This is a genomic window from Streptomyces sp. LaPpAH-108 (assembly GCF_000373625.1).
Taxonomy (GTDB): domain Bacteria; phylum Actinomycetota; class Actinomycetes; order Streptomycetales; family Streptomycetaceae; genus Streptomyces.
In genome coordinates, this window is the sequence record NZ_KB891987.1 from 1,182,889 (window position 1) to 1,209,126 (window position 26,238).

General features: G+C 70.0%; 31 protein-coding genes. 25 read left to right on the top strand and 6 right to left on the bottom strand.

From position 1 onward, the window contains the following. Nucleotides 1–66 precede the first annotated feature (66 nt). Entirely contained in the window at nt 67–1,620 is a 1,554-nt protein-coding gene (gene ffh, locus B079_RS0105385; RefSeq protein WP_018544754.1) for a signal recognition particle protein, read from the top strand. A gap of 76 nt (nt 1,621–1,696) precedes the next feature. Here ffh and B079_RS0105390 read toward each other — a convergent pair whose 3' ends face one another. Next, the gene (locus tag B079_RS0105390) at nt 1,697–2,575 is read right to left on the bottom strand and encodes an SAM-dependent methyltransferase (RefSeq protein ID WP_086022320.1); all 879 of its coding nucleotides are present in this window, start codon (nt 2,573–2,575) and stop codon (nt 1,697–1,699) included. A gap of 394 nt (nt 2,576–2,969) precedes the next feature. On the opposite strand from B079_RS0105390, the gene B079_RS0105395 reads away from it, so the two are divergent. The 17 genes from B079_RS0105395 to B079_RS0105475 all read left to right on the top strand — a co-directional run bounded on the left by B079_RS0105395 (nt 2,970) and on the right by B079_RS0105475 (nt 16,205). After that, entirely contained in the window at nt 2,970–3,569 is a 600-nt protein-coding gene (locus tag B079_RS0105395; protein WP_018544756.1) for a hypothetical protein, read from the top strand. Between the two features lie 444 nt (nt 3,570–4,013). Then, on the top strand, nt 4,014–4,433 hold the full coding sequence (gene rpsP / locus B079_RS0105400) for a 30S ribosomal protein S16 (protein WP_018544757.1): 420 nt from the start codon (nt 4,014–4,016) through the stop codon (nt 4,431–4,433). Nucleotides 4,434–4,438: 5 nt separating this feature from the next. Then, a complete protein-coding gene (locus tag B079_RS0105405) occupies nt 4,439–4,678 on the top strand; it encodes an RNA-binding protein (RefSeq protein ID WP_005479813.1) in 240 nt (79 codons plus the stop codon). Between the two features lie 83 nt (nt 4,679–4,761). Next, nucleotides 4,762–5,307, top strand: a complete 546-nt coding sequence (rimM, locus tag B079_RS0105410) for a ribosome maturation factor RimM (RefSeq protein WP_018544758.1) — start codon at nt 4,762–4,764, stop codon at nt 5,305–5,307. Then, a complete protein-coding gene (trmD, locus tag B079_RS0105415; protein WP_018544759.1) occupies nt 5,304–6,137 on the top strand; it encodes a tRNA (guanosine(37)-N1)-methyltransferase TrmD in 834 nt (277 codons plus the stop codon). Before rimM ends, trmD begins: the two co-directional genes overlap by 4 nt. 136 nt (nt 6,138–6,273) lie before the next feature. Continuing rightward, nucleotides 6,274–6,624, top strand: a complete 351-nt coding sequence (rplS, locus tag B079_RS0105420; RefSeq protein WP_018544760.1) for a 50S ribosomal protein L19 — start codon at nt 6,274–6,276, stop codon at nt 6,622–6,624. Between the two features lie 45 nt (nt 6,625–6,669). After that, nucleotides 6,670–7,365, top strand: coding sequence for a signal peptidase I (gene lepB, locus B079_RS0105425; protein WP_018544761.1), 696 nt, complete (start codon nt 6,670–6,672; stop codon nt 7,363–7,365). Continuing rightward, nucleotides 7,358–8,467 (top strand): signal peptidase I, encoded by a 1,110-nt coding sequence (gene lepB / locus B079_RS0105430; protein WP_026248384.1) that lies wholly within the window; start codon nt 7,358–7,360, stop codon nt 8,465–8,467. Before lepB (B079_RS0105425) ends, lepB (B079_RS0105430) begins: the two co-directional genes overlap by 8 nt. Continuing rightward, nucleotides 8,433–9,200, top strand: coding sequence for a signal peptidase I (gene lepB, locus B079_RS31365; RefSeq protein WP_234016742.1), 768 nt, complete (start codon nt 8,433–8,435; stop codon nt 9,198–9,200). Before lepB (B079_RS0105430) ends, lepB (B079_RS31365) begins: the two co-directional genes overlap by 35 nt. A 194-nt stretch (nt 9,201–9,394) precedes the next feature. Continuing rightward, nucleotides 9,395–10,144: a signal peptidase I gene (lepB, locus tag B079_RS0105440; protein WP_018544764.1), complete on the top strand. Its 750-nt coding sequence runs from the start codon at nt 9,395–9,397 to the stop codon at nt 10,142–10,144. After that, a complete protein-coding gene (locus B079_RS0105445) occupies nt 10,134–10,676 on the top strand; it encodes an NUDIX hydrolase (protein ID WP_037801114.1) in 543 nt (180 codons plus the stop codon). The genes lepB (B079_RS0105440) and B079_RS0105445 overlap by 11 nt, the downstream gene beginning before the upstream one ends. Before the next feature lie 53 nt (nt 10,677–10,729). Next, nucleotides 10,730–11,038: a DUF2469 domain-containing protein gene (locus tag B079_RS0105450; protein ID WP_018544766.1), complete on the top strand. Its 309-nt coding sequence runs from the start codon at nt 10,730–10,732 to the stop codon at nt 11,036–11,038. 118 nt (nt 11,039–11,156) lie between these two features. Continuing rightward, nucleotides 11,157–11,522 (top strand): YraN family protein, encoded by a 366-nt coding sequence (locus B079_RS0105455; RefSeq protein ID WP_018544767.1) that lies wholly within the window; start codon nt 11,157–11,159, stop codon nt 11,520–11,522. A 1-nt stretch (nt 11,523) separates the two neighbouring features. Continuing rightward, nucleotides 11,524–13,149, top strand: coding sequence for a YifB family Mg chelatase-like AAA ATPase (locus B079_RS0105460; protein WP_018544768.1), 1,626 nt, complete (start codon nt 11,524–11,526; stop codon nt 13,147–13,149). Between the two features lie 53 nt (nt 13,150–13,202). Continuing rightward, nucleotides 13,203–14,375: a DNA-processing protein DprA gene (gene dprA, locus B079_RS0105465; protein WP_018544769.1), complete on the top strand. Its 1,173-nt coding sequence runs from the start codon at nt 13,203–13,205 to the stop codon at nt 14,373–14,375. Between the two features lie 365 nt (nt 14,376–14,740). Further along, the gene (whiG, locus tag B079_RS0105470; protein ID WP_018544770.1) at nt 14,741–15,583 is read left to right on the top strand and encodes an RNA polymerase sigma factor WhiG; all 843 of its coding nucleotides are present in this window, start codon (nt 14,741–14,743) and stop codon (nt 15,581–15,583) included. Nucleotides 15,584–15,647: 64 nt separating this feature from the next. Continuing rightward, the gene (locus tag B079_RS0105475) at nt 15,648–16,205 is read left to right on the top strand and encodes a TetR/AcrR family transcriptional regulator (protein WP_018544771.1); all 558 of its coding nucleotides are present in this window, start codon (nt 15,648–15,650) and stop codon (nt 16,203–16,205) included. 18 nt (nt 16,206–16,223) lie between these two features. Here B079_RS0105475 and B079_RS0105480 read toward each other — a convergent pair whose 3' ends face one another. Continuing rightward, nucleotides 16,224–16,805 carry a M23 family metallopeptidase gene (locus B079_RS0105480; protein WP_037801119.1) on the bottom strand — a complete coding sequence of 194 codons (582 nt, stop codon included), beginning with the start codon at nt 16,803–16,805 and terminating at the stop codon, nt 16,224–16,226. Nucleotides 16,806–17,075: 270 nt separating this feature from the next. On the opposite strand from B079_RS0105480, the gene rpsB reads away from it, so the two are divergent. From rpsB to B079_RS0105505, 5 genes are all read left to right on the top strand, one after another. Then, nucleotides 17,076–17,957: a 30S ribosomal protein S2 gene (gene rpsB, locus B079_RS0105485; RefSeq protein WP_018544773.1), complete on the top strand. Its 882-nt coding sequence runs from the start codon at nt 17,076–17,078 to the stop codon at nt 17,955–17,957. Nucleotides 17,958–18,106: 149 nt separating this feature from the next. Beyond that, nucleotides 18,107–18,943, top strand: a complete 837-nt coding sequence (gene tsf / locus B079_RS0105490; RefSeq protein ID WP_018544774.1) for a translation elongation factor Ts — start codon at nt 18,107–18,109, stop codon at nt 18,941–18,943. A 188-nt stretch (nt 18,944–19,131) separates the two neighbouring features. After that, the gene (gene pyrH, locus B079_RS0105495) at nt 19,132–19,890 is read left to right on the top strand and encodes a UMP kinase (protein ID WP_018544775.1); all 759 of its coding nucleotides are present in this window, start codon (nt 19,132–19,134) and stop codon (nt 19,888–19,890) included. Between the two features lie 179 nt (nt 19,891–20,069). After that, nucleotides 20,070–20,627, top strand: coding sequence for a ribosome recycling factor (gene frr, locus B079_RS0105500; protein WP_026248385.1), 558 nt, complete (start codon nt 20,070–20,072; stop codon nt 20,625–20,627). Further along, nucleotides 20,627–21,649: a phosphatidate cytidylyltransferase gene (locus tag B079_RS0105505; RefSeq protein ID WP_037801120.1), complete on the top strand. Its 1,023-nt coding sequence runs from the start codon at nt 20,627–20,629 to the stop codon at nt 21,647–21,649. Before frr ends, B079_RS0105505 begins: the two co-directional genes overlap by 1 nt. 119 nt (nt 21,650–21,768) lie before the next feature. On the opposite strand, the gene B079_RS0105510 is transcribed toward B079_RS0105505, so the two are convergent. The 3 genes from B079_RS0105510 to B079_RS0105520 all read right to left on the bottom strand — a co-directional run bounded on the left by B079_RS0105510 (nt 21,769) and on the right by B079_RS0105520 (nt 23,412). Continuing rightward, entirely contained in the window at nt 21,769–22,605 is an 837-nt protein-coding gene (locus B079_RS0105510) for a protein kinase (protein WP_026248386.1), read from the bottom strand. 71 nt (nt 22,606–22,676) lie between these two features. Then, on the bottom strand, nt 22,677–23,120 hold the full coding sequence (locus tag B079_RS0105515; protein WP_018544779.1) for a glycine-rich domain-containing protein: 444 nt from the start codon (nt 23,118–23,120) through the stop codon (nt 22,677–22,679). Nucleotides 23,121–23,181: 61 nt separating this feature from the next. After that, a complete protein-coding gene (locus tag B079_RS0105520; RefSeq protein WP_234016743.1) occupies nt 23,182–23,412 on the bottom strand; it encodes a hypothetical protein in 231 nt (76 codons plus the stop codon). Nucleotides 23,413–23,531: 119 nt separating this feature from the next. On the opposite strand from B079_RS0105520, the gene B079_RS0105525 reads away from it, so the two are divergent. Together B079_RS0105525 and B079_RS0105530 are read left to right on the top strand one after the other, a co-directional pair. After that, nucleotides 23,532–24,275 carry a helix-turn-helix domain-containing protein gene (locus tag B079_RS0105525; protein WP_018544781.1) on the top strand — a complete coding sequence of 248 codons (744 nt, stop codon included), beginning with the start codon at nt 23,532–23,534 and terminating at the stop codon, nt 24,273–24,275. Between the two features lie 2 nt (nt 24,276–24,277). Next, the gene (locus B079_RS0105530) at nt 24,278–24,748 is read left to right on the top strand and encodes an NUDIX domain-containing protein (RefSeq protein WP_026248387.1); all 471 of its coding nucleotides are present in this window, start codon (nt 24,278–24,280) and stop codon (nt 24,746–24,748) included. A gap of 420 nt (nt 24,749–25,168) precedes the next feature. On the opposite strand, the gene B079_RS33645 is transcribed toward B079_RS0105530, so the two are convergent. After that, nucleotides 25,169–26,173, bottom strand: coding sequence for a pentapeptide repeat-containing protein (locus tag B079_RS33645; RefSeq protein ID WP_158684942.1), 1,005 nt, complete (start codon nt 26,171–26,173; stop codon nt 25,169–25,171). Nucleotides 26,174–26,238 lie beyond the last annotated feature (65 nt).

Consider the following 26,238-nt stretch of genomic DNA (forward strand, 5'->3'; position numbering starts at 1 on the left):
GCCTGCGCGGCCGGATACCCTGGAGGGCAGCCCAGAACGACTCCGACCCCGAGGACCGACGCCGCCGTGTTCGATACTCTCTCCGACCGCCTGTCAGCGACTTTCAAGTCTCTCCGGGGCAAGGGTCTGCTGACCGAGGCGGACATCGACGCCACGGCCCGCGAGATCCGCATCGCCCTCCTTGAGGCCGACGTCGCGCTCCCTGTCGTCCGCTCGTTCATCAAGAACGTCAAGGAGCGGGCGCTCGGCGCCGAGGTCTCCAAGGCCCTGAACCCGGCGCAGCAGGTTCTCAAGATCGTCAACGATGAACTCGTGACGATCCTCGGCGGGGAAACCCGCCGTCTCCGCTTCGCCAAGCAGCCCCCCACCGTGATCATGCTGGCCGGTCTCCAGGGTGCCGGTAAGACCACGCTCGCGGGCAAGCTCGGCCGCTGGCTCAAGGAGCAGGGCCACTCCCCGCTGCTGGTCGCCTGTGACCTCCAGCGCCCCAACGCCGTCAACCAGCTGAGCGTCGTCGCCGAGCGCGCCGGTGTCGCGGTGTACGCGCCGGAGCCGGGCAACGGCGTCGGCGACCCGGTCAAGGTCGCCAAGGACTCCATCGAGTTCGCCAAGGCCAAGGTCCACGACATCGTGATCGTGGACACCGCGGGCCGTCTGGGCATCGACCAGGAGATGATGCAGCAGGCCGCGGACATCCGCGACGCGGTCCGCCCCGACGAGATCCTGTTCGTCGTCGACGCGATGATCGGTCAGGACGCCGTCAACACCGCCGAGGCGTTCCGCGACGGCGTCGGCTTCGACGGCGTGGTGCTCTCCAAGCTCGACGGCGACGCCCGCGGTGGTGCCGCCCTGTCGATCCGCCAGGTCACCGGCAAGCCGATCATGTTCGCGTCCAACGGCGAGAAGCTGGACGAGTTCGACGCGTTCCACCCGGACCGGATGGCCTCCCGCATCCTTGACATGGGTGACCTGCTCACCCTGATCGAGCAGGCGGAGAAGACGTTCAGCCAGGAAGAGGCCCAGAAGATGGCCTCCAAGCTGGCGTCGAAGAAGGGCCAGGACTTCACCCTGGACGACTTCCTGTCCCAGATGGAACAGGTCAGGAAGATGGGCAGCATCTCCAAGCTGCTCGGCATGCTCCCCGGCATGGGCCAGATCAAGGACCAGATCAACAACATCGACGAGCGCGACGTCGACCGCACGGCCGCGATCATCAAGTCGATGACCCCGGCCGAGCGCCAGGACCCGACGATCATCAACGGCTCCCGCCGCGCCCGTATCGCCAAGGGCTCCGGTGTCGAGGTCAGCGCGGTCAAGGGCCTGGTGGAGCGCTTCTTCGAGGCCCGCAAGATGATGTCCCGCATGGCCCAGGGCGGCGGCATGCCGGGTATGCCGGGGATGCCGGGCATGGGCGGCGGCCCCGGCCGCTCCAAGAAGCAGCCGAAGAAGGCCAAGGGCAAGCAGCGTTCGGGCAACCCGATGAAGCGCAAGCAGCAGGAGCTGGAGGAGGCCCAGCGCCGCGAGGCCGCCGCTCAGGGCGGAGGCGCCTTCGGTGTCCCGCCGCAGCAGGGCGGCCAGGACTTCGAGCTGCCGGACGAGTTCAAGAAGTTCATGGGCTGACCGAGCCCGCCTGCGACGTCCCCGAGGGCGCCCTTCTCCACGAGGGGCGCCCTCGCGCGTCGTCCGCGAGCGCGTCTCAGGGCACGCGGGCTATCAGATACCGGAAGACGTTCGGCATCCACACGATGCCGTCCGCGCGCTGATACGGATGCAGCGCCTCCGCCAGCTCCTTCTCCACCTGCTTGCGGTCGGTCGCCGCGATCGCCGCGTCGAACAGCCCGGTCGACAGCAGCCCGCGTACGGCGCTGTCCGCGTCGGCGTAGCCGAAGGGGCAGGCGACCCGCCCCGAGCCGTCAGGGCGCAGTCCGGCGCGCTGGGCGACCTCCTCCAGGTCGTCGCGGCGGCCCGCGTGTGGCCCGCGTACGCCGTGCAGCGGGTCGGCCAGCTTGGTGGCCACGCCCAGGACGGCGGAGGTGGCGCACCGCTCCGGCGGCCCCCAGGCGGTGAGCACGACGGCCGCGCCCCGTGCCGCGAGGGGGAGGGCGTCGGCCAGCAGGGCGCCGAGGGCGTCGGTGTCGCCGGGGCCGCAGCCGATGGGGTCGAAGACGGTGATCAGGTCGTAGCCGGGCGCGTCCGCCTTCGTGGGCAGGGCGTCCAGCAGCCGGATGCCGGTGGCGGACGCGCCCGTACCCGTCGTACCCGCTGTGCCCGTGCCGTGCTCCGGGTCCGGGGACAGGCGGTCGCGGGCGAGCGCGAGCCGTTCCGGGCAGGAGTCGGCCCCGGTGACGGCGGCTCCCCGGACCGCCGCCAGCAGCAGGGCGAGCCCGGAGCCGCAGCGCAGGCCCAGCAGCCGGGTGGCCGGTCCGACGTCGAGTCGTTCATGGACACTCTCGTAGAGCGGTTCCCACATGCGCTCCTGGATCTCGGCCCAGTCGCGCGCGCGTGCTCGGGGGTCCGCGCCGGGTGGTGCGGAACCCGCGTGGGACAGGTGCTCCCGCACGAGCGTAGGTGTCATAGGTAAGCGCCCCAATCGCCGACAGTTCGCGTACGTGCCCGTGGGCGTGGCCCCCCGTGGTCGTGCGCGCACTCCACGTATGCCAGGTAACTCCGGGCGCGCGGCGGCGTCCAGTGGTTGCGGCGTCCGGCTTGGGGGGGTGTGGGCGTGTGTGGCGAGATTTCACGCCCCCGCAACCTGAGGGGCGGGTGCGGGGCGGTGAGCGGGCACCGGTAACGTCGCGGGGGCCGGGAGCCCTGCTGAGCACCGGCTTGGTACGAGCTGTGCGGCTTCTTCCGCAGATCGCCGTACCCGCCCCGGGTCAGCCGCATCGGCGGCAACTGACGGGTAGGTGCAAATTATTTGAGATGCCCTGGAATAGGAACACGAGGGCACCCACGCTCGTTGTCATTACGTGAGCACGACACAGACAACACCTGTCCTCGCCGCGGAGCTGGCGCAGGCGTGGGCCGACATTCAGCGGTACCACCCCGAGCTGCCTGATCTCGCCGCGCCGGAATCACTGATCGGGGAGTCGTCGTCCGCGTGCGGGCACGAACTCTCCTTCGAGCGACTGCTGCACGAGGCAGTCCACGGCATCGCCGCCGCCCGGGGTGTCCGTGACACCTCCCGCGCCGGCCGCTACCACAACCGCCGCTTCCTGGCCATCGCCGAGGAACTGGGCCTCGACCACCCCGAGGAGCCGCACCCCAGTAGCGGGTTCTCGCTGGTCACGCTCAACCCGGAGGCCAAGCGGCGCTACCGTCCGACCATGGAACGCCTCCAGCGCGCCCTGAAGGCGCACACGGTGGCCACTTCCGCCGACACCGCCAGTTCGTTCCGGGGCCCGGCCGCCCGGCACGGTTCCTCCGGCGGCGGCGTGCGCGTCAAGGCCGTCTGCGACTGTGGCCGCAACGTGCGCGTCGTCCCCTCGGTCCTGGAACAGGCCCCGATCGTGTGCGGCGGCTGCGGCAAGCCGTTCCGCATCCCGGAGCCGGTAGCAGCGGCCAGCTGATGACACGGCTGCTCGTGGCAGCCGCGTCATCGGGGCACCCTCTGCGGGCAGTCGTGCCGCCGAGCGGTGCACCCACCCCCTGCGGGCGGTCGTACCACCGAGCGACATACCCACCCACCCCCTGCGGGCGGTCGTGTCGCCGAGCGGCGTACCCCCTTGCGGGCGGCCGTGTCGCCGAGCGGCATACCCCCTGCGGGCAGTCGTGCCGCAGGGCGGCACGGGTGGGCGCAGGGCCGCAGCGCCGGGCGCCTTGCAAGCATGCCCAAGATCACCACCCGGACCCAAGGGCCCCGCAGGGTATGGCACAATGGCTAGCTGTACTCGACAGTCGCACAGGACCCCTCTCTCCTCCGGCTGACGCGTCCATCGGGCACTCGGGTACCGCAACCCCACGCGGCACCATCCGCCGTGCCCAACACGTCAAAACCAGGAGAACTCACTCCCGTGGCAGTCAAGATCAAGCTGAAGCGTCTGGGCAAGATCCGTTCGCCTCACTACCGCATCGTCGTCGCCGACTCCCGTACCCGCCGTGACGGCCGGGCCATCGAGGAGATCGGCAAGTACCACCCGACGTACAACCCGTCGGTCATGGAGGTGGACGCCGACCGCGTCGCCTACTGGCTGGGTGTCGGCGCGCAGCCGACCGAGCCGGTTCTCGCCATCCTGAAGAAGACCGGCGACTGGCAGAAGTTCAAGGGCGAGCCGGCTCCCGCGCCGCTGCTCGTCGCCGAGCCGAAGCCGGCCCGTCCGTCGTTCGAGGCGCTCGGTGGCGACACCGAGGGCAAGGGTGAGGCCATCACCCAGAAGAAGAAGGCTGAGAAGAAGGACGAGGCCGCTGCCGAGTCCGAGTCGACCGAGGCCTGAGCACCATGCTCGAAGAGGCGCTTGAGCACCTCGTGAAGGGCATCGTCGACAACCCTGACGACGTGCAGGTCGCCTCGCGCGACCTGCGCCGCGGGCGCGTGCTGGAGGTCCGGGTCCACCCCGACGACCTCGGCAAGGTGATCGGCCGCAACGGCCGCACCGCGCGGGCCCTGCGCACCGTCGTGGGCGCCATCGGCGGCCGTGGTGTCCGGGTCGACCTGGTCGACGTGGATCACGTCCGCTGACGCATCACAGCAATCCGGCTCGGGCCGGGGAGGGCCACTGGGCCGTCCCCGGCCCGTAGTCGTATGACAGGAGAATTGGACTCGTGCAGCTGGTAGTCGCACGGATCGGCCGTGCTCATGGCATCAAGGGCGAGGTCACCGTCGAGGTGCGTACCGACGAGCCGGAGCTGCGGCTCGGGCCGGGCGCCGTCCTGACCACCGACCCGGCCTCGGCCGGGCCGCTGACCATCGCCACGGGCCGCGTGCACAGCGGCCGTCTCCTTCTGCGCTTCGAGGGGGTGAACGACCGGACCGGCGCCGAGGCGCTGCGCAACACCCTGCTGATCGCCGACGTGGACCCGGACGAACTCCCCGAGGAGGAGGACGAGTACTACGACCATCAGCTGATCGACCTCGACGTGGTCACCGCGGACGGCACGGAGGTCGGCCGGATCACCGAGATCTCCCATCTGCCCTCGCAGGACCTGTTCATCGTCGAGCGCCCGGACGGCAGCGAGGTGATGATCCCCTTCGTGGAGGAGATCGTCAGCGAGATCGACCTGGCGGAGCAGAAGGCCGTCATCACGCCGCCGCCCGGCCTGATCGACGACCGCGCCGAGATCGCCTCCTCCCGGGACGAGGACGCATGAGGCTCGACGTCGTCACGATCTTCCCGGAGTACCTGGAGCCGCTGAACGTCTCCCTCGTGGGCAAGGCGCGGGCCCGGGGCCAGCTCGGCGTGCACCTGCACGACCTGCGCTCCTGGACGTACGACCGGCACAACACGGTCGACGACACCCCCTACGGCGGCGGCCCCGGCATGGTCATGAAGACCGAGGCGTGGGGCGACGCCCTGGACACCGTCCTGGCCGACGGCTACGAGTCCGGCGCCCAGGCCCCCGCGCTGATCGTCCCCACCCCCAGTGGCCGTCCCTTCACCCAGGAACTGGCCGTCGAGCTGTCGACGCGCCCCTGGCTGATCTTCACCCCGGCCCGGTACGAGGGCATCGACCGGCGTGTGATGGACGAGTACGCGACCCGGATGCCGGTCTACGAGGTCTCCATCGGCGACTACGTGCTCGCGGGCGGCGAGGCGGCCGTCCTGGTCATCACGGAGGCCGTGGCCCGGCTCCTCCCCGGTGTCCTGGGCAACGCCGAGTCCCACCGGGACGACTCCTTCGCGCCCGGCGCGATGGCGAACCTCCTGGAGGGGCCCGTCTACACCAAGCCGCCGGTGTGGCGCGACCGGGAGATCCCCGAGGTGCTGCTCAGCGGCCACCACGGGAAGATCGCCCGCTGGCGCCGCGACGAGGCCCTGCGCCGTACGACCCTCAACCGGCCCGATCTGATCGAGCGCTGCGATCCGAAGGTCTTCGACAAGAAGGACCGGGAGATGCTCTCCATCCTGGGCTGGGCGCCGGATCCGGAGGGGCTGCCGTACGGGCGATTTTGGCGCAGGACCGAGAGCGTGGAAGAATAGTCCGCTGTTGTGCGTCCGTCCGGCGTGCGCCCCTGCCACAGGGGGACACGACGCCCGTTCCGACCCGCACGGCGACCCTGTTGTTCCACCTAACTTCCGTTGATGACCTGTGGCATCAGCGAAGAAAGCAGACGAAATGTCTCACCTGCTCGACACCGTCGACGTCGCGTCGCTGCGCAGCGACATCCCGGCCTTCCGCCCGGGTGACACCGTCAACGTCCACGTGCGCGTCATCGAGGGCAACCGCTCCCGTGTGCAGCAGTTCAAGGGCGTCGTGATCCGCCGCCAGGGCTCCGGTGTCCGCGAGACCTTCACGGTCCGCAAGGTCTCGTTCTCCGTCGGCGTCGAGCGCACCTTCCCGGTGCACACCCCGATCGTCGAGAAGATCGAGCTCGTCACCCGTGGTGACGTGCGCCGCGCCAAGCTGTACTACCTCCGTGAGCTGCGCGGCAAGGCCGCGAAGATCAAGGAGAAGCGCGACAACTGAGTGCCTTCCCGGAGTCCCATCGGGGCCGGATAGCATCTGGCCCCGATGGACACCGAAGCACAGCAGACGGAACGCGACCGCACCTCCCCGCCCGGGACTCCGGGTGAGGAGGCGCGGTCGCGTTTTACGTGGGTGGAGCGGACCGCCGGGTGGCTGCCGGGCGGCCGGATCACCTTGACCGCCCTGGCCTGTCTGGTCTTTCTCCTTCTCCTCAACACGTTCGTGGTGCGCCCCTTCCAGATTCCGAGCGGATCCATGGAGCCGGGATTGAGGATCGGGGACCGCGTGCTCGTAGATAAGTTGGCGTACCGTTTCGGTGCCCAGCCGCACCGCGGCGACGTGGTCGTCTTCGACGGCACCGGGTACTTCGGCGACGCCGACTACATCAAGCGCGTAGTGGGGGTGGGTGGCGACCATGTCGTCTGCTGCGACAAGAAGGGGAGGATCGAGGTGAACGGCCGGGCGGTCGACGAGACGGCGTTCCTCCATCCCGGGAACGCACCGTCCGGTGTGCCCTTCGACGTCGTGGTGCCCGGGGGAAGGCTGTTCCTCCTCGGCGACCACCGCAGCCGCTCCAGCGACTCCCGCGACCATCTCGGTTCGCCGGGCGGCGGCATGATCCCGGTCGGCGCCGTCGTCGGCCGGGCCGACTGGATCGTATGGCCGTACGACCGCTGGACGCGTCTTGAGCGTCCCGCCGCCTACGCGCGCGTGCCGGCCGCGGAGGGCACGCATGGGTAATCGTGGAAGGCCGCGCGGGGTGCCGGGCAGCTCCGCCGAGGAGCTGCTGCCCACCGGGGTGCGGCGGGCGAGCAGGCCGAGTCCCGGCAGATCGCGCGCGGAGCGCCGCAAGCTCCAGCGCAAGGTCAAGCGCAAGCGCAGGCGCTCGGCCGTGCGCGAGATCCCGCTGCTGATCGGTGTCGCCGTCCTGATCGCGCTGGTCCTGAAGACCTTCCTGGTGCAGGCGTTCGTGATCCCGTCGGGCTCCATGGAGCAGACGATCCGGATCGGTGACCGGGTGCTGGTCGACAAGTTCACGCCGTGGTTCGGCTCCCAGCCCAAGCGCGGGGACGTGGTGGTCTTCCACGACCCGGGCGGCTGGCTGAACGACGAGCAGACGCCGAAGAAGAACGACCCCGTCGGCGTCAAGCAGTTCAAGGAAGGGCTCACCTTCATCGGTCTGCTGCCCTCCGACAACGAGAAGGACCTGATCAAGCGGGTCATCGGGGTCGGCGGCGATCACGTCAAGTGCTGCGACGCCGAGGGCAAGGTCACGGTCAACGGCGTCCCCCTGTCCGAGACCGACTACCTCTATCCCGGCAACGCCCCCTCCACGATGCCCTTCGACATCACGGTGCCCAAGGGGCGCCTGTGGGTGATGGGCGACCACCGGGGCAACTCCGCCGACTCCCGCTACCACCAGAACACCTCCTACGGCGGCACGGTCGCCGAGACCTCGGTGGTCGGCCGCGCGATGGTGATCGGCTGGCCGTTCGCCCACTGGACGCGCCTGGAGGAACCTAAAACCTTCGCAAGCGTCACCGACTCCGTGTCGGGAACGGCTGCCGCCCCTCGCCCGTCGCATAGGGTTGCCTCGGACGACCCGAACGGAATGACCCGGCTCCCGACCCCTGCGGAACTCCCGCTCGTTATGGGAGTGGTGGGCCTGCACCGGCTCCGGGGCAGGCGGTGGCAGAGAGTGAGGAGTTGGCGTGGGGGATGTGGCGGTTGGCGCACGGTCCGGGCACGACGGCGAGGAGCACGGCGGCCAGTCCGCGGCGTCCGGAGCCGGGGCCCAGGCCGGCGCGGTGAACTCCGCGAACGGCTCCGCGGCGGACGGTGACGGCACCCCGCCCCAGGGCCGCTCGCACGGCGGGGACGAGGCCGGACGCCGGCCGAGCAAGCCGCGCTCGTTCTGGAAGGAACTGCCGATCCTGGTCGGCATCGCGCTCGTCCTCGCTCTGCTGATCAAGACGTTCCTGGTGCAGGCGTTCTCGATCCCGTCCGACTCGATGCAGAACACCCTCCAGCAGGGTGACCGCGTCCTGGTGGACAAGCTCACGCCGTGGTTCGGCTCCGAGCCCGAGCGCGGCGAGGTCGTGGTCTTCCACGACCCGGACCAGTGGCTGCGCGGCGAGCCGACGCCGGAGCAGAACGTGATCCAGAAGGGCCTCAGCTGGATCGGCCTCATGCCGTCCGCCGAGGAGAAGGACCTCATCAAGCGCGTCATCGGCGTCGGCGGCGACACCGTCGAGTGCAAGAACGACGGACCGCTGACGGTCAACGGCAAGGCGCTGAACGAGCCGTTCGTCTACCCGGGCAACACCCCGTGCAGCGTGGACGACGAGGGCGGCCAGTTCAAGGTCAAGGTCCCCAAGGGCTACATCTGGGTGATGGGCGACCACCGCCAGAACTCGCGCGACTCGCGCTACAACCAGGACGACAAGCACCACGGCATGGTCCCGGTGAAGGACGTCGTCGGGCGGGCGATCGTCAAGGCGTGGCCGATCAACCGCTGGGGTACGCTGCCCATCCCGGACACCTTCGACCAGCCCGGGCTCGGCGACCAGAAGTAGCCGCGACGGCGGCAGGCGGCACCACGGCCGGGACCTCGATCGCAGGTCCCGGCGGCCGAGGGCGGTGCGCCCCGGACACCGGATCTTCACCGGTTCCGGGGCGCACCGCCCTCGCGGTGTCCGGGGCCGGTGTGCTATCCAGGCCGGATCGTGTTCCGCCGGGCAGGCGGCGGGCCAGAGCCGGGAGACGACTCATGGGAAGTGCCGCACGCGGCGGCGAAGGCTCGGGCGGCGGGGTCGGCGGGGTGCTCTCGGGCATCGCGGTGGCCCTCGGCCTCGTGCTCTTTCTGGCCGGGTTCGGCTGGGCGGCGCTGGTGTACCGGCCGTACACCGTGCCGACCAGCTCGATGACCCCGACCATCGACGCGGGCGACCGGGTGCTGGCCCAGAGAGTCGACGGCGCCGACGTCCGGCGCGGTGACGTGGTCGTCTTCCGCGACAAGAACTGGGTGACCAACGCCGACGTGGTCAAGCGGGTGGTCGCGGTGGGCGGCGACAAGGTCGCCTGCTGCACCGACGGCAAGCTCACGGTGAACGGCAAGCCGATCGAGGAGCCGTATCTGCCCAAGGGCACCCAGGCGGAGATCGGTGGCATCCCGACCGTCACCGTGCCCAAGGGCCGCCTCTTCCTCCTGGGCGACGAGCGGCAGGGTTCGCTGGACTCCACCGCCCATCTGACCGACGCGGCCGGTGGCACGGTGGCCCGCTCGGCCGTCTCGGCCCGGGTGGACTCCGTGATCTGGCCGATGAAGGGCATGATCGCGCGGCCCACGGGGTTCGAGACGCTGGGGAAACTGTCGCAGCCGGGGCCGCTGTGCTCCATCGAGCTGATGATCGTCGCCGGTGCGGTGCTGGTGCTGGCGGGCGGCGCGTACGGGCCGATCGCGGCGCGCCTCGGCCGCTCGCGCGCCCGGAGCGGGACGGAGACCGTCGGTGCCGTCTGAGAGCGGCGGGCGGGGCGAGGAGCGGGTTGTGGAGGACGGCTCGGTGGGCGGGCTGCGGCGGGTGGCGCGGGTGGTGCTGCTCGATCCCGAGGACCGCATCCTGCTGCTGCACGGCCACGAGCCGGATGATCCGGCCGACGACTGGTGGTTCACCCCGGGAGGCGGCCTGGAGGGCGCCGAGACGCGTGAGCAGGCCGCGCTGCGGGAACTGGCCGAGGAGACCGGGATCACCGACGTGGAACTCGGGCCGGTGCTGTGGCGGCGCCGCTGCTCCTTCCCGTTCGCGGGGCGCCGCTGGGACCAGGACGAGTGGTACTTCCTGGCGCGTACGGCCACGGCGGCCGAGAGCGTGCCGGGCGGTCTGACGGAGCTGGAGCGGCGCAGTGTCAGCGGAGCGCGCTGGTGGACGTGCGGAGAACTGGCACGGGCCCGTGAGACGGTGTATCCGACCAGACTTGCCGGGCTGCTGCGCACGCTGCTCGACGAAGGTCCCCCGGCCGGACCCGTGACCCTGGACACCGAAATCGTCTGAGGGCCCGCGGGACTGGCGCACAATGGGGGGATCGCACGGCTGAAGGGGATGCCATGAGCGCCGAGGACCTCGAGAAGTACGAGACCGAGATGGAGCTGAAGCTCTACCGGGAGTACCGAGACGTCGTCGGTCTGTTCAAATACGTGATCGAGACGGAACGGCGCTTCTATCTCACCAACGACTACGAGATGCAGGTGCACTCGGTCCAGGGTGAGGTGTTCTTCGAGGTGACCATGGCGGACGCCTGGGTCTGGGACATGTACCGCCCGGCCCGGTTCGTCAAGCAGGTCCGCGTCCTCACCTTCAAGGACGTGAACATCGAGGAGCTGAACAAGAGCGACCTGGAGCTGCCGAGCGGCTGACGGACGGGGGCGTGTCCCCCGCACGGGTGGCGGAGTTTTCCACAGCCGCCGGACGGTCCACCAAGATCCACTTCACTTCGGGATCTGCGTGACGGTGGTCCCCGGAGGTGGTGCCGACATGAGCAAGGCACGCAGTGGACTCGGCAGGTACGGCGAGGATCTGGCCGCGCGGCGGCTGACCGAGGCCGGGATGAGCATCCTGGAGCGCAACTGGCGCTGCGGACGCTCCGGTGAGATCGACATCGTGGCCCGGGACGGGGACACGCTGGTCGTCTGCGAGGTGAAGACCCGCAGGGGCGGCGGCTTCGAGCATCCGATGGCCGCCGTGACCCCGCGCAAGGCGCGACGGCTGCTCGGCCTGGCCGAACGCTGGGTCCACTCGCACGGAGGGGCCCCGCCGGGCGGCGTCCGCGTCGATCTGGTCGGTGTCCTGCTGCCCCGCCGGGGCGCGGCAGCCGTGGAGCACGCGCGGGGGGTGGCCTGAGATGGGTTTCGCCCGTACGTGCTCGGTGGCCCTGGTCGGCGTCGAGGGCGTCGTCGTGGAGGTCCAGGCCGACCTGGAGCCCGGGGTCGCGGCCTTCGCCCTGGTCGGGCTGCCGGACAAAAGCCTCTCGGAGAGCCGGGACCGGGTGCGCGCCGCGGTGGTGAACTCCGGCGGGGAGTGGCCGCAGAAGAAGCTCACCGTCGGCCTCAGCCCCGCCTCGGTGCCCAAGGGCGGCTCCGGCTTCGACGTCGCCGTGGCCTGCGCGATCCTCGGTGCCGCCGAGCGGATCGATCCCCGGGTCCTGGCCGACATCGTGATGATCGGCGAACTCGGTCTGGACGGCCGGGTCCGGCCGGTGCGGGGCATCCTGCCCGCCGTGCTGGCCGCCGCCGAGGCCGGATACCAGCAGGTCGTGGTGCCCGAGTGCGCCGCCGCCGAGGCCGCCCTCGTCCCCGGGGTGTCGGTGCTCGGGGTGCGCACCCTGCGGCAGCTGATCGCGGTCCTGGCCGACGAACCGGTGCCCGACGAGGAACCCGACACCGAGGGCCGTCCCGACCCCCTCCTCGCCGGACTGCGGATGCCCGGCACCGGTGCCTCCGCCGCCATGCACAGCGCCGGGGCCGCCCAGCAGGACCAGGGCCACGACCTGGCCGACGTGGTGGGCCAGACCTCGGCCCGCACCGCCCTGGAGGTGGCCGCCGCCGGAGGGCACCACCTCTTCCTGGAAGGGCCGCCCGGCGCGGGCAAGACCATGCTGGCCGAGCGGCTGCCCGCCGTACTGCCCCGGCTCAGCCGCGAGGCGTCCCTGGAGGTCACCGCCGTGCACTCGGTGGCCGGGCTGCTGCCCCCGGGCAAGCCGCTGGTCGATGTGGCGCCGTACTGCGCCCCGCACCACTCGGCCACGATGCAGTCCCTCGTCGGGGGCGGTCCCGGCATCGCCCGGCCCGGGGCGGTGTCCCTGGCGCACCGAGGCGTGCTTTTCTTGGACGAGGCCCCGGAGTTCCACAGCCAGACCCTGGACGCGCTGAGGCAGCCGCTGGAGTCCGGTCACGTGGTGATCGCGCGCAGCGCCGGGGTGGTCCGGTTCCCGGCCCGGTTCCTGATGGTCCTCGCGGCCAATCCCTGCCCCTGCGGGCGCTTCTCGCAGCGCGACTCGCTGTGCGACTGCCCGCCGTCCGCGATCCGGCGCTACCAGTCCCGGCTGTCCGGCCCGCTCCTGGACCGGGTGGACCTGCGCGTCGAGGTCGACCCGGTCACCCGCGCCCAGCTCACCGGCCCCGGCGCCCGGGGCGAGTCCACCGCGAGCGTGGCCGAGCGGGTGCGGGCGGCCCGGCAGCGCGCGGTGGCCCGGCTCACGGGTACGCCCTGGCAGACCAACAGCGAGGTCCCCGGCCGCGAGCTGCGCACCCGCTTCCACGCGGAGCACGGCGCGATGGACGAGGCCGAGCGCGGCCTGGAGCGCGGTGTCCTCACCGCGCGCGGGATCGACCGGGTGCTCCGGGTGGCCTGGACCATCGCCGATCTGGCGGGCCACGACCGCCCCACGGCGGACGACGTACGCCTCGCCCTCCAGCTGCGCACGGGCGTGCCCCGGGGTGTGCCGATGGCGATCGGGGCGATGGCGTGAGCGGAGGAGAGGACGGTCTTCGGGACGCGGGGGAGGGGGACGACCTCTCGGGTGTGCCACCCGAGGGGGTTCGCGAGGAGGCCGCCGGCGACGACCGCCTCGCGCGGGTCTTCCTCACCCGGGTCGTCGAGCCCGGTGACGAGACGGCCGGGCGCTGGCTGCGGGCGTTCGGGGCGCCGGAGGTGGCCCGGCGGCTGCGGGGCGGCGGCAAGCCGTTGCCCGGGGTCAGCCCGAAGCGCTGGCAGGGGCTGCTCGCCCGCGCCGAGGGGGCCGGGCCCGAGCGGGACCTCGCCGTCGCGGGCGAGGCCGGGGCGCGGTTCGTGTGCCCCGGGGACACCGAGTGGCCCGCCCAGCTGGACGACCTCGGGGACGCGCGACCCGTGGGGCTGTGGGTGCGCGGGCATCCTGGCCTGCGGATATGGGCGCTGAGATCGGTCGCGGTGGTGGGCGCGCGGGCCTGCACCGAGTACGGCGCCCACACGGCCGCCGCCCTCGCCGCCGGGCTGGCCGAGCGCGGCTGGGTGGTGGTCTCCGGCGGCGCCTACGGCATCGACGGCGCCGCCCACCGGGGCGCCCTCGCGGCCGACGGGGCCACCGTCGCCGTCCTGGCCTGCGGCGTGGACCGGCCCTATCCGCGCGGCCACACCGCGCTGCTCGACCGGATCGCGGAACAGGGGCTGCTGGTGGGGGAGTTGCCGCCGGGCGACCATCCGACGCCGAGCCGGTTCATCGTGCGCAACCGGGTGATCGCCGCGCTCACCCGGGGCACCGTGGTCGTGGAGGCCGCCTGCCGCAGCGGTTCGCTGGTCACGGCGCGGGCCGCGCAGCGGCTGGGCAGACCGACGATGGGAGTTCCCGGCCCGGTCACCAGCGCCCTGTCGGCCGGGGTGCACGAGCTGCTGCGCGGCGAGGCGTTCCTGGTCACCGACGCGGCCGAGGTGACCGAACTCGTCGGCGCGATGGGGGAGCTGGCCCCGCCCCGGCGCGGCCCGGTCCTCCCGCGCGACCTGCTGGAGCCGGCCGCCCGCGACGTGCTCGCCGCGCTGCCCGGCGACCGCACGGCGGGAGCCGGGGAGATCGCGCGCGGCGCGCGCACCACACGGGAGGAGGCGGTCGCGAGACTGTACGAACTTCGAGCGCTTGGCTATGTCGAACGACACGACGACGGCTGGAAGTTGACACGCCAGGCGGTGATCGCGGTCCGGGCCGGGCCCGGACCGGGCTGACCGGCGGGTTCGGCCGTCCGGGGGAATGGCCCTACACCCTTGGGTTTTCCCGGAGTTGGCGCCCCGGACGGCGTGCGGCGAGCGGGGCCCGGGTGCGGGGAAGCGGCCGGTGGAGGGGGTTCGCGCACGGGTGGTGCCTCGCTGTTCGCACACCGCGACAGCTCAGTCACGCTACGCTCACGAGGTCTCGGGTGAGGATCGCGCGACCCGGCACCGGTCCGGCATCCCCACCCGGGTGGCCCACGCTCCTGTCCCCGCACACCCCGCACCCCATCCGCACCCCACCCACTCCCGCACACCCCGCACCTCCTTCACCCCGCACGGCACTTCACGGCACTTCACGGCAGAACGGCACTAGGCGACGAATGCCCCAGCACACCTCCGGGTCCGACCGGGCGGCGATCCCCCCAGCCGCCCGCGACGGTGGCAGCGCGAGGCCGCCCGCTCCCTCGACACTCGACGAGCTGTGGCGGTCGTACAAGGCGACGGGGGACGACCGGCTGCGGGAGCAGCTGATCCTGCACTACTCACCGCTGGTCAAGTACGTGGCGGGCCGGGTGAGCGTCGGTCTGCCGCCCAACGTCGAGCAGGCGGACTTCGTCTCCTCCGGGGTGTTCGGGCTCATCGACGCGATCGAGAAGTTCGACATCGACCGCGAGATCAAGTTCGAGACCTACGCGATCACCCGGATCCGGGGCGCGATGATCGACGAACTGCGGGCGCTGGACTGGATCCCCCGCTCGGTCCGGCAGAAGGCGCGCAACGTCGAGCGCGCCTACGCCACCCTGGAGGCGCGGCTGCGGCGGACCCCGAGCGAGGGGGAGGTCGCCGCCGAGCTGGGCGTGGAGGTCGAGGAACTGCACGCCGTCTTCAGCCAGCTCTCCCTGGCCAACGTGGTCGCCCTGGAGGAGCTGCTGCACGTCGGCGGCGAGGGCGGCGACCGGCTCAGCCTCATGGACACCCTGGAGGACACCGCCGCCGACAACCCGGTGGAGGTGGCCGAGGACCGCGAGCTGCGCCGGTTCCTGGCACGGGCGATCAACACGCTGCCCGACCGGGAGAAGACCGTGGTCACGCTGTACTACTACGAGGGCCTGACCCTCGCCGAGATCGGCAATGTCCTCGGGGTCACCGAGAGCCGGGTCAGCCAGATCCACACCAAGTCCGTGCTCCAGCTCAGGGCCAAGCTCGCGAGCTTCGGACGCTGACGATCTCCCCTTGCGGGCGGCGGGTCCGTAAAGTGGTGGGGTGCCAAGGATTCGAGCGGCCTCCGTGGCCGAGCACCGGTCGATGCAGCGAGCCGCCCTGCTGGACGCGGCCCGGACGCTGCTGTCCGAGGGCGGGACGGAGGCGCTGACCTTCCCCGCCCTGGCCGAGCGCACGGGACTCGCGCGCTCGTCGGTGTACGAGTACTTCCGGTCGCGGGCCGCCGTGGTCGAGGAGCTGTGCGAGGTCGACTTCCCCGTCTGGGCGGCCGAGGTCGAGGCCGCGATGGCCGAGGAGCCGTCCGCCGAGGGCAAGGTCGAGGCGTATGTCCGCCGCCAGCTCGCACTGGTCGGGGACCGGCGGCACAGAGCCGTGGTGGCGATCTCCGCGAGCGAACTGGACGCCGGGGCCCGGGAGAAGATCCGCGCCGCGCACGGCGGCCTCGTCGCGATGATCGTCGAAGCGCTCGGAGACCTGGGTCACGCCCAGCCCCGCCTCGCCGCGATGCTGCTCCAGGGCGTCGTGGACGCGGCCGTACGCCGGATCGAACTGGGCGCGGCCGAAGACCCGGGGGCGATCACCGAGGCGGCCGTCGCCATGGCCCTGCGCGGCGTCCGGGGCTGAGGCCGCGCAGCGGTTCGCTCAGCCGGACGGCACCGGAACCCCCAGCACCGGCAGCAGCCGGGACGGACCCCGGGCCAGCAGCCACGGCGGCAGCAGGTCCAGCGGATTCAGATAGGTCTCCCCGTCCAGCAGGCCCCAGTGCACGCATGTCCCGGGGCAGTGCGACCCGGTGTCCTCCACCGTCCCCACCACCTCCCCGGCCCGGACCTCCGCGCCCTGCTCCACCTCCGCGCGCACCGGCTCGTACGTCGTCCGCAGGGACGTGCCCGCCAGCCGTACCGCCAGCACGCCCCGTCCGGCCACCCGCCCCGCGTAGGACACCCGGCCCGCCGCCACCGCCCGCACCGGGGCGCCCGGCGGCGCCGCCAAGTCCACGCCCCGGTGCCCGGCGGCGTACACCGAGGCGGGCGGCTCCCAGCCCCGCAGCACGGCCGGACGCGTCCCCACCGGCCAGGTGCGGGCCAGCGCGGGCACCCGCTCACCGGGCGGTCCCTCCGCGGGAGGCGGGTCGTCCGCCCACGCCAGGGGCGTGAGCAGCGCGAAGGCCAACAGCAGGGGCGGGAGTGCCCAGTTCGTCACGTATCGCACCAGAGATCGCATGCGAGAACCCTGCCGCTCACCGGCCGATCATGGCGCGAACTGTGGACGGCCGCCCGGTTGTGGACAGGGGCGTCACCCGGTGCCCTGCCCGTCCCGTACACTTCTTACGGCGATCCGGGTCACCGGGTCGACTTCGCACGCCCCGGTACGAGGCCGGTCATCCGACTCGTATCAGCGCCCCTCGGTCCTTCGCGGCTGGGCGCACGCGGGCGTCAGGCGCGACCGCCGTCCGGCGGACGCGGCACAACCGAGAAACTCAAGGAGATGGCCATGGCCGTCGTCACGATGCGGGAGCTGCTGGAGAGCGGCGTCCACTTCGGTCACCAGACCCGTCGCTGGAACCCGAAGATGAAGCGCTTCATCTTCACCGAGCGCAACGGCATCTACATCATCGACCTGCTCCAGTCGCTGTCGTACATCGACCGCGCCTACGAGTTCGTAAAGGAGACCGTCGCCCACGGCGGCACGGTCATGTTCGTCGGCACGAAGAAGCAGGCGCAGGAGGCCATCGCCGAGCAGGCCACCCGCGTCGGCATGCCCTACGTCAACCAGCGCTGGCTGGGCGGCATGCTCACCAACTTCTCGACCGTCTACAAGCGTCTGCAGCGCCTCAAGGAGCTTGAGCAGATCGACTTCGAGGACGTCGCCGCCTCCGGTCTGACCAAGAAGGAGCTGCTGGTCCTCTCCCGCGAGAAGGCCAAGCTCGAGAAGACCCTCGGTGGTATCCGCGAGATGTCCAAGGTGCCCAGCGCCGTCTGGATCGTGGACACCAAGAAGGAGCACATCGCGGTCGGCGAGGCCCGGAAGCTCAACATCCCGGTCGTCGCCATCCTCGACACCAACTGCGACCCCGACGAGGTCGACTACAAGATCCCGGGCAACGACGACGCGATCCGCTCCGTCACCCTGCTCACCCGCGTGATCGCCGACGCCGTCGCCGAGGGCCTCATCTCCCGCTCGCGCGTCGCCACCGGTGACAAGGGCGAGAAGGCCGCGGCCGAGCCGCTGGCCGAGTGGGAGCGCGACCTGCTCGAGGGCGAGAAGAAGGACGAGGCCGTCGAGGCCGCCGCCGAGACCCCCGCCCCCGACGCCAAGGTCTCCGAGGCCGTCGAGGAGGCCGCCGCCGAGGTGGCCGAGGGCGAGCAGGCCTGACACCCACGGCGCTGACGGTGGGGGCGGTCTGAACCCCGCCCCCACCGCTCACCCGTAGGACCGACACGACGCCCGCGATCCGGCCACGCCGATCGCGGGCCCGTGCGGATCTCCGATCTTTCAAGACCTCCAGAAAGACTCACAGACTCATGGCGAACTACACCGCCGCCGACGTCAAGAAGCTCCGTGAGCTCACCGGCGCCGGCATGATGGACTGCAAGAAGGCTCTGGACGAGGCCGAGGGCAACGTCGAGAAGGCCGTCGAGGCGCTGCGCATCAAGGGCCAGAAGGGCGTCGCCAAGCGCGAGGGCCGCTCCGCCGAGAACGGCGCCGTGGTCTCCATCATCGCCGACGACAACTCCTCCGGCGTCATCGTCGAGCTGAAGTGCGAGACGGACTTCGTCGCCAAGGGTGACAAGTTCCAGGCCGTGGCCAACACCATCGCCGAGCACATCGCCAAGACGAACCCGGCCGACCTGGAGGCGCTGCTCGCCTCCGAGATCGAGCCCGGCAAGACCGTCCAGGCGTTCGTGGACGAGGCCAACGCCAACCTCGGCGAGAAGATCGTCCTGGACCGCTTCGCGCAGTTCTCCGACGGCTTCGTGACCGCGTACATGCACCGCACGATGCCCGACCTGCCCCCGCAGATCGGTGTCCTCGTCGAGCTGGACAAGCCGAACGCCGACGTCGCCAAGGGCATCGCCCAGCACATCGCCGCGTTCGCGCCGAAGTACCTCTCCAAGGACGACGTCCCGGCCGAGGTCGTCGAGACCGAGCGTCGCGTCGCCGAGGAGACCACCCGCGCCGAGGGCAAGCCCGAGGCCGCGATCTCCAAGATCGTCGAGGGTCGTCTGAACGGCTTCTTCAAGGACGCCACGCTGCTCGGCCAGCCGTACGCCCTGGACAACAAGAAGTCCGTCCAGAAGGTCCTGGACGAGGCCGGTGTCACCCTGAAGCGCTTCTCGCGCATCAAGGTCGGCATCTGAGTCCGTACCGCGCTCGACGCGAGACCCGGATAGGGTCGACAGCAGTCGTCCGCGCACACCGCCAGCCGGGCGTGTGACGGACGGCAGCAGATCTGACGAGGAGGCCATTGCCGCGCAAGGGAGCGAGAAGCGACCCCACCGGCAATGGCCTTCTTCGTATGTGCACCACGTGAAAGACGGGATTCCCCATGACCACCAAGGCCCAGAAGAGCGACGACGGCAAAGTAAGCGGCCGGTTTCTGCTGAAGCTGTCCGGAGAGGCCTTCTCCGGAGGTGGGGGCCTCGGCGTGGACCCGGACGTGGTGCACAAGATCGCCCGTGAGATCGCCTCCGTCGTGCGCGACGGCGCCGAGATCGCGGTCGTCATCGGCGGCGGCAACTTCTTCCGCGGCGCCGAGCTGCAGCAGCGCGGCATGGACCGCGCCCGCTCCGACTACATGGGCATGCTCGGCACCGTCATGAACTGCCTCGCCCTCCAGGACTTCCTGGAGAAGGAGGGCATCGACAGCCGCGTGCAGACCGCCATCACCATGGGCCAGGTCGCCGAGCCGTACATCCCGCTGCGCGCCGTGCGCCACCTGGAGAAGGGCCGCGTGGTCATCTTCGGCGCCGGTATGGGCATGCCGTACTTCTCCACCGACACCACCGCCGCCCAGCGCGCCCTGGAGATCGACGCCGAGGCGCTTCTCATGGGCAAGAACGGCGTGGACGGGGTCTACGACTCCGACCCCAAGACCAACCCGGACGCCGTCAAGTTCGACGCGCTCGGCTACGGCGAGGTCATCACCCGCGACCTCAAGGTCGCCGACGCCACCGCCATCACCCTGTGCCGGGACAACCGCCTTCCCATCCTCGTGTTCGAGCTGCTTGCCGAGGGCAATATCGCGCGGGCCGTCAAGGGTGAGAAGATCGGCACGCTCGTGGGTGACCAGGGCAGCCGGGACTGACCGGCACGCCCCGCCCAGCGGTGCGACTTGTCCGGGTGCCGGACCGGACGCACCCTGGCCGGGGGATGGACAATGTCCTGCCGGTGGGGAACCGTGCAGGAAGCAGACGCGACGCAGCCGGCCGCCGCCCGATCGGGGAACCGCAGCCGGGCCTTACTCAAGACACGCAGGAGCAAGTGGTGATCGAAGAGACCCTCCTCGAAGCCGAGGAGAAGATGGAGAAGGCCGTCGTGGTCGCCAAGGAGGACTTCGCCGCGATCCGCACCGGGCGTGCGCACCCGGCGATGTTCAACAAGATCGTGGCCGACTACTACGGGGCCCCGACGCCGATCAACCAGCTGGCCTCGTTCTCCGTGCCGGAGCCGCGCATGGCCGTCGTGACCCCGTTCGACAAGAGCGCGCTGCGCAACATCGAGCAGGCCATCCGCGACTCGGACCTGGGCGTCAACCCCAGCAACGACGGCAACATCATCCGTGTGGTGTTCCCCGAGCTGACCGAGGAGCGTCGCCGCGACTACATCAAGGTCGCCAAGCACAAGGCCGAGGACGCCAAGGTCTCGATCCGCTCCGTGCGCCGCAAGGCCAAGGACGCCATCGACAAGCTGATCAAGGACGGCGAGGTCGGCGAGGACGAGGGCCGCCGCGCCGAGAAGGAACTCGACGACCTGACCGCGAAGTACGTCGCGCAGGTGGACGAGCTTCTCAAGCACAAGGAAGCGGAGCTGCTCGAAGTCTGATGAGCGACTCTTCCTGGGGGGCGCCGCCGCAGGCGGGGCAGGCCGGCTACTGGGGGCCCACCGACGGTGGGCCCGTCCAGGGGGCTGCCCCGGCGGGTCCGGCGTACGACGGGGCCTTCGCCCCGCAGCACGGCAGCCCGTATCCGAGCCTTTCGCAGAATCCGGAGCCCATGCCCGACTCCCCGCAGCCGGCGCCCGCGCCGCAGAAGAAGAGCGCGGGCCGTGACCTGAGCGCTGCCATAGGGGTCGGCGTCGGGCTCGGCGCGGTGATCATCGCGTCCCTGTTCGTCGTCAAGGCCGTGTTCGTCGGCGTGGTCGCGGTCGCGGTGGTCGTCGGGCTCTGGGAGCTGACCAGCAGGCTGCGGGAGCGCAAGGAGATCAACGCGCCGCTCGTGCCGCTCGCGGTGGGCGGCGCGGCCATGGTGGTCGCCGGGTACGCGCGCGGTGCCGAGGGCGCCTGGGTCGCCATGGCGCTCACCGCGCTCGCGGTCCTGGTCTGGCGCATGACGCAGCCGCCGGAGAACTACCTCAAGGACGTCACGGCCGGTGTCTTCGCCGCGTTCTACGTGCCGTTCCTGGCCACGTTCGTCGCGCTGCTGCTCACCGCGCAGGACGGGGCCTGGCGGGTCCTGACCTTCCTGATCCTGACGGTGGTCAGCGACACCGGCGCCTACGCGGTCGGCTGGCGCTTCGGCAAGAAGAAGCTCGCCCCGCGCATCAGCCCCGGCAAGACCCGCGAGGGCCTGGTCGGCGCGGTGCTGTTCGCCATGGTCGCGGGCGCGCTGTGCATGCAGTTCCTGATCGACGACGGCGCCTGGTGGCAGGGCCTGGTGCTCGGCCTCGCGGTCGCCGTGAGCGCCACGCTGGGCGACCTCGGCGAGTCCATGATCAAGCGGGACCTCGGCATCAAGGACATGGGCACCCTGCTCCCCGGCCACGGGGGCATCATGGACCGCCTGGACTCCCTCCTGCCGACGGCTCCGGTGGTGTGGCTGCTGATGGTGGCGTTCGTGGGGTCTTGAACCCTGACCTACGGTCTTCGGGGCCCGCTCTGCTTTGGCAGGGTGGGCCCCGAGGGCGTTGTAGGGCTGGAGTTCTGTTCGAATCACCGGTAACAGGCACTCCACGGTTGGCGGATGGTTCAGCTCAGGGCCTTACCGACTTCGTCGATCGTGGGCCTGTCCTCGGGTGCGGGGCTGAGCATGGCGTCGATCAGCTCACCCAGTTCGCCACCCACCTTCACAGGCCGCCGCTTGCCGCTTGCCACGGCCCTTCTCTGCTCAGGACGTGGTGCGTCGTCCGGGTATTCGACGGCCCGCCAGCCCGTGGCGGAGATGAGCAGGGAGGCGCCCAGGGCGTAGATGTCGGCTTCCCGGGTGGGCTCGGCCTCTCCGGTGGCGAGCACGCTGCGCGCGATCTCCGGCGCCTCGTAGTGGACGAGGCAGCCGCGGAACGGGAAGTCGTACCCCTCGGGGATGCGTCCGCCGTGCGCGAGGGCCAGGTCGATGAGGTGCGTCCGTTCCGGGCCGATGATGAAGTGCGCGGGCTGGACATCACCGTGGGCCCAGCCCTTGGCGTGCAGTTCGGCTAGCGCTTCCACGCAGCCCAGGGTCACGCTGATGTGCGGCTCGATGCGCGAGTTCGGCGTGCGGCAGGGCTCCCACAACTGGTAAAGATCCGGTCCCTCGTGCCACGGCTGGAAGTTCCACGTGCCGCCCTCCCACTCGCCGTACGCGACGTCATGGAACCCGAGGCGGTACAGCACGGAGCCTTCCCGTGCGGGGGCGAGCGCCGTCCACGGCTGGGAGGGCCAGTCAGCCGTTGCCTCGATGGGGTAGCCGACCTTCACGGCGTAGTGACCGCGACGGCTCCTGACCTCCCAGACCATGGAACCCCGGCGGTTGAGGACCAGGCGCTGAGCGGTGGGCATGAGCGCATCGAGCACGACGATCGGCAGTTCAGGAGGTGTTCCGGGCAAACGTCTGTTCTCCTTCCGGACGGCGTGGCCGACACTGCATCGAGGTAGGCCACGCCGCTGGGCTCTTGTCGCTACGCCTGACCGTACGGACGGCCGCAGTCAGAGTCGCACTGTGCAAGGTTCGTGCCGTCCACCGTCCACAGGTCGTCGAAGACCATGAACCCGGCCGCCTTCATCGCGTGTGCGGAGGCGGCGACCCTCTCCGGGTCACGTTCCCCTCCACCCGGCTTCGGGTTGTGGTGGAGGAAGCGGCCCGCGAACCGCTCGCACAGCTCGGCGTACTCCTTCGTGTGCAGGATGAGCGTGTGCAGGCCGAGGTCCACGTCGTCCGAGGGGGTCATGGGCACGGTGGCGGTCGCTGCGGTGACCACGAAGGCCACCGCCTGGTCCGCGATCCGCTCGGCGCGCTCGTGCGGCTGTCCGTTGTGAGCCACCACGAAGTGGGTGAGGCTGTCGAACAGTTCCTCGCCGACCACCGCGCGGCCGGTCCTCTGGTCGTTGGCCGTTGCCGTCATGCGAATCTCCTTGATTGTCGCTGTGCTCCGGCACTTGCGTCGTACCGGCCGATGGCGCGCGTCACAGGCCGTTCCGGCTGTTGCCGTTCTTGATGGCCAGGCGGGCGCTCAGTTCTTCCCGCGCGGTCGGGGCCACCACGTTGTCCGGCATGGCATCCCACTCGACGCCGCCGCCGAGCGGCCTTATCTGCACCCGAGCGCCGACGTCACCCATGACGACGCCGATACGCCCACGGGCAGTGTCCTTCGCCAGTTCACCGATACCTGGTCCGGTCTGCTGGTTGCTCGCCATGCGGACGAGCATCCTGCCATCCATCAGGACGTCGGAACCTCCGACAAACCCCACTTCGGGACGTCCCGTGTCGGGTAGAACGTCCCTAGTGCCGTCCCCGGGTATTGGGAGAGATTGGGATGTCGAACGAGAGGTTACGTGCCGTCATGGCGGCCGGCGGCTGGACGTACACCGCCCTCGCGGACCGGGTCGAAGTCGATCCCAAGTCCGTCGAGCGATGGGTCAATCTGGGGCGTACGCCGCGCCGTGCCACGGCCATGCTGGCAGCGGAAACGCTAGGAGAAGACGTGCACGCTCTATGGCCAGCGCTCCGACAGGCACGCCCCGCCCGCGCCGTCAGTCCCGAACTTGTGGCTCTCTACGACCAGCGGGCGGACGTCCCCGTGTCCGCCTTGGTGGACATGCTCACCCAGGCCCGCGAGCACATCGACGTGTTGGTGTACGCGGCCGTCTTCCTGCACGAGGCGTACCCACGGCTCAACGATCTGTTGCGAGAGCGAGCTGCCGATGGGTGTGCGGTCCGTATCGCGATCGGCGACCCGGACAGCACGAACGTCCAACAGCGCGGCAGCGAAGAGAGGTTCGGCCATGGGATCGAGTCCCGTTGCCGACTCGCCCTCATGCACTATCGCCCTCTCGCCGCGGTACCTGGCATCGAGGTGCGGACCCATGCCACTACGCTCTACAACTCGATCTACCGTGCGGATGACCAGGCGATGGTCAACGCTCATGTCTGGGGCGTGAACGCCTACGGTGCTCCCGTGTGGCATCTTCGGCGCAGCGGCAGGGGCGGCCTGTTCGACACCTACGCCGACAGCTTCGAAGCGGTGTGGGAGACCGCGACGGCGGTACGAGAAGGGTGACCATGGCACGGACCGAGTACTACGACGACCCGGCGGCTCCGGAGCCGAACAGCTTGGTGGTCGCCGCGTCCGCCGTCGTGACGGACGACGAAGGGCGGGTGCTTCTGCAGCGCCGTCGCGATAACGATCTCTGGGCGCTACCTGGCGGCGGCATGGAGATGACCGACTCGCTCCCGGGCACAGCCGTCCGCGAGGTGAAAGAAGAAACCGGTCTGGACGTAGAGATCACCGGGCTCGTGGGCACATACACCGACCCTCGCCACGTCATCGCCTACTCGGACGGTGAGGTGCGCCGACAGTTCAACGTCTGCTTCACCGCCCACGTGATTGGGGGTCGACTCGCCATCTCTGACGAGTCCACGGAGCTGCGGTTCGTTCCTCCGCAGGAGATCGATCTGCTGCCGATGCACCACACGCAGCGGCTCCGGATCCGTCATTTCCTGGAAGACCGCGAGCGGCCTTACCTCGGCTGATCGAGATCTACGCGAGGTGACCGCAACCGGCCCCATCAGGAGGGGAACGACTCCGATCCGGCCGACCTGAGTTGTTACAACTTTCCCTACTTCATCAAGAGCCCGCGCACAGCGCGGGCGCGCGCCGCCTCTGCGGCGCGGCCTGCCTCCTGTCTGCGCCCCGGCTGGCCGCGCCCGGCGACGCGCTCGCGGCTGCGGGCATGAAGTGGGGGAGACACCCTCTATGGCTGGGGCGGTCGGCTCCGCGGCTTTAGGCAGCCACTTTGGGGCGAGCCTCTAAGATCATGGCCCCAACGTCGTGCTTTACGGGCAGGTCCACTGACTGCCCGACTCGCCATGAGCTTACGGGGCCATGATCACTCGCCCCAAAGCAGCTCCAGCCCAAAGCCGCTCCGCCGACCTCGACCGCCACCCTCGCTCTCAGGTGTGGGAGTCGACTGACACCAAACGCCCGTTCTCCAGCCGCTTGTTATTCGGCCAAACGGGAGGCGTGGCCGAACTAAAGGAAACGTTTTCAAACGAGGCAACTTCCTTAAATTCGGCGTTTGAGAAGTCCGCCTCAGCCTCGAAGGTTACATCATTGAAATGCACTATAGCATGCCGAAAGAAGGCGGAAGTGAAACGCGCTTGATTGCGAAATTTGACGCCATTGAATGTTGTTTGGTCTGAAAATCTAGAATGCCCAAACCAGACTGTGCCATGAAATACCGCTTCATCGAACCACGTGCGCCAGGTGAATTTCGTGACGCCAAATAGCGTAACACCGTAAAACTGGGCGCCGTTGAACAGGGCCTTCTTGAAAACGGCCCGTGAGAATGCTGCGTCTAGGAGGGTGGCACCGCTCAGGTCTACGTCTGCATCCCTCCAACAGTGCGGATGATCCGGACGTAGCCGCTCCTGCAGGATCCTCTGTGCCGTTCGCCTCACGTTTTCCTCAGCGCGATCAACTTGGCTTGACGTTGGATCGTATGGCATCCGCAGGTATGCGCAAATCACGTTCATGCATGTCTCTCGATCCCGCTCGGAATCGTCTGCAATTCGCGCTAGGGCATACATTCCGGCTAGTCTTACAGCCGCCGCATCGTGTCCCAGTTGCTCAGCGGCTTTTGTGAAGCGATCCGTGAAAAGCCTGTCTCGCTCGCGGTCGCTATTCGCCTCATCATTCCGCTGCTTCCTGTAGCTCACATACAGGGCGGCGACGGCTCCGCATCCAGCGACTACCGTTAGTGCCGTCTTGGCGACTTCCAAGCTATCTTTCTTCGCTCCCGGCACCCAGGAGTAAAGTGCCATATAGGCGATATAGGCTCCAGCTGCGCCAACGATGAGCATTGCGATGTAGCTGGCGAAGAATGGCTTGGGTTGATATGGGCGTGACTGCATCTTGCGCCACTTGGCTATGAACCTTCGATTGAGGCTTGCTCTCACAGCTTCAGACCGTATCCGATAAGGCGTGGCCCTTGTGCGATATGGCTGTAAGCGCCGGGCCTGGG

Excerpts from the sequence above, each read along its gene's own strand:
- whiG (WP_018544770.1), top strand. The coding sequence starts at position 14,741 with ATGCCCCAGCACACCTCCGGGTCCGACCGGGCGGCGATCCCCCCAGCC.
- B079_RS0105390 (WP_086022320.1), bottom strand. The coding sequence starts at position 2,575 with ATGACACCTACGCTCGTGCGGGAGCACCTGTCCCACGCGGGTTCCGCA.
- rpsB (WP_018544773.1), top strand. The coding sequence starts at position 17,076 with ATGGCCGTCGTCACGATGCGGGAGCTGCTGGAGAGCGGCGTCCACTTC.
- B079_RS0105530 (WP_026248387.1), top strand. The coding sequence starts at position 24,278 with ATGGCACGGACCGAGTACTACGACGACCCGGCGGCTCCGGAGCCGAAC.
- B079_RS0105455 (WP_018544767.1), top strand. The coding sequence starts at position 11,157 with ATGAGCAAGGCACGCAGTGGACTCGGCAGGTACGGCGAGGATCTGGCC.
- B079_RS0105405 (WP_005479813.1), top strand. The coding sequence starts at position 4,439 with ATGCTCGAAGAGGCGCTTGAGCACCTCGTGAAGGGCATCGTCGACAAC.
- B079_RS0105480 (WP_037801119.1), bottom strand. The coding sequence starts at position 16,805 with ATGCGATCTCTGGTGCGATACGTGACGAACTGGGCACTCCCGCCCCTG.
- trmD (WP_018544759.1), top strand. The coding sequence starts at position 5,304 with ATGAGGCTCGACGTCGTCACGATCTTCCCGGAGTACCTGGAGCCGCTG.
- B079_RS0105460 (WP_018544768.1), top strand. The coding sequence starts at position 11,524 with ATGGGTTTCGCCCGTACGTGCTCGGTGGCCCTGGTCGGCGTCGAGGGC.
- B079_RS0105520 (WP_234016743.1), bottom strand. The coding sequence starts at position 23,412 with ATGGCGAGCAACCAGCAGACCGGACCAGGTATCGGTGAACTGGCGAAG.
- lepB (WP_018544761.1), top strand. The coding sequence starts at position 6,670 with ATGGACACCGAAGCACAGCAGACGGAACGCGACCGCACCTCCCCGCCC.
- lepB (WP_026248384.1), top strand. The coding sequence starts at position 7,358 with ATGGGTAATCGTGGAAGGCCGCGCGGGGTGCCGGGCAGCTCCGCCGAG.
- pyrH (WP_018544775.1), top strand. The coding sequence starts at position 19,132 with ATGACCACCAAGGCCCAGAAGAGCGACGACGGCAAAGTAAGCGGCCGG.
- B079_RS0105525 (WP_018544781.1), top strand. The coding sequence starts at position 23,532 with ATGTCGAACGAGAGGTTACGTGCCGTCATGGCGGCCGGCGGCTGGACG.
- B079_RS0105450 (WP_018544766.1), top strand. The coding sequence starts at position 10,730 with ATGAGCGCCGAGGACCTCGAGAAGTACGAGACCGAGATGGAGCTGAAG.
- tsf (WP_018544774.1), top strand. The coding sequence starts at position 18,107 with ATGGCGAACTACACCGCCGCCGACGTCAAGAAGCTCCGTGAGCTCACC.
- B079_RS0105515 (WP_018544779.1), bottom strand. The coding sequence starts at position 23,120 with ATGACGGCAACGGCCAACGACCAGAGGACCGGCCGCGCGGTGGTCGGC.
- rplS (WP_018544760.1), top strand. The coding sequence starts at position 6,274 with ATGTCTCACCTGCTCGACACCGTCGACGTCGCGTCGCTGCGCAGCGAC.
- B079_RS0105505 (WP_037801120.1), top strand. The coding sequence starts at position 20,627 with ATGAGCGACTCTTCCTGGGGGGCGCCGCCGCAGGCGGGGCAGGCCGGC.
- lepB (WP_018544764.1), top strand. The coding sequence starts at position 9,395 with ATGGGAAGTGCCGCACGCGGCGGCGAAGGCTCGGGCGGCGGGGTCGGC.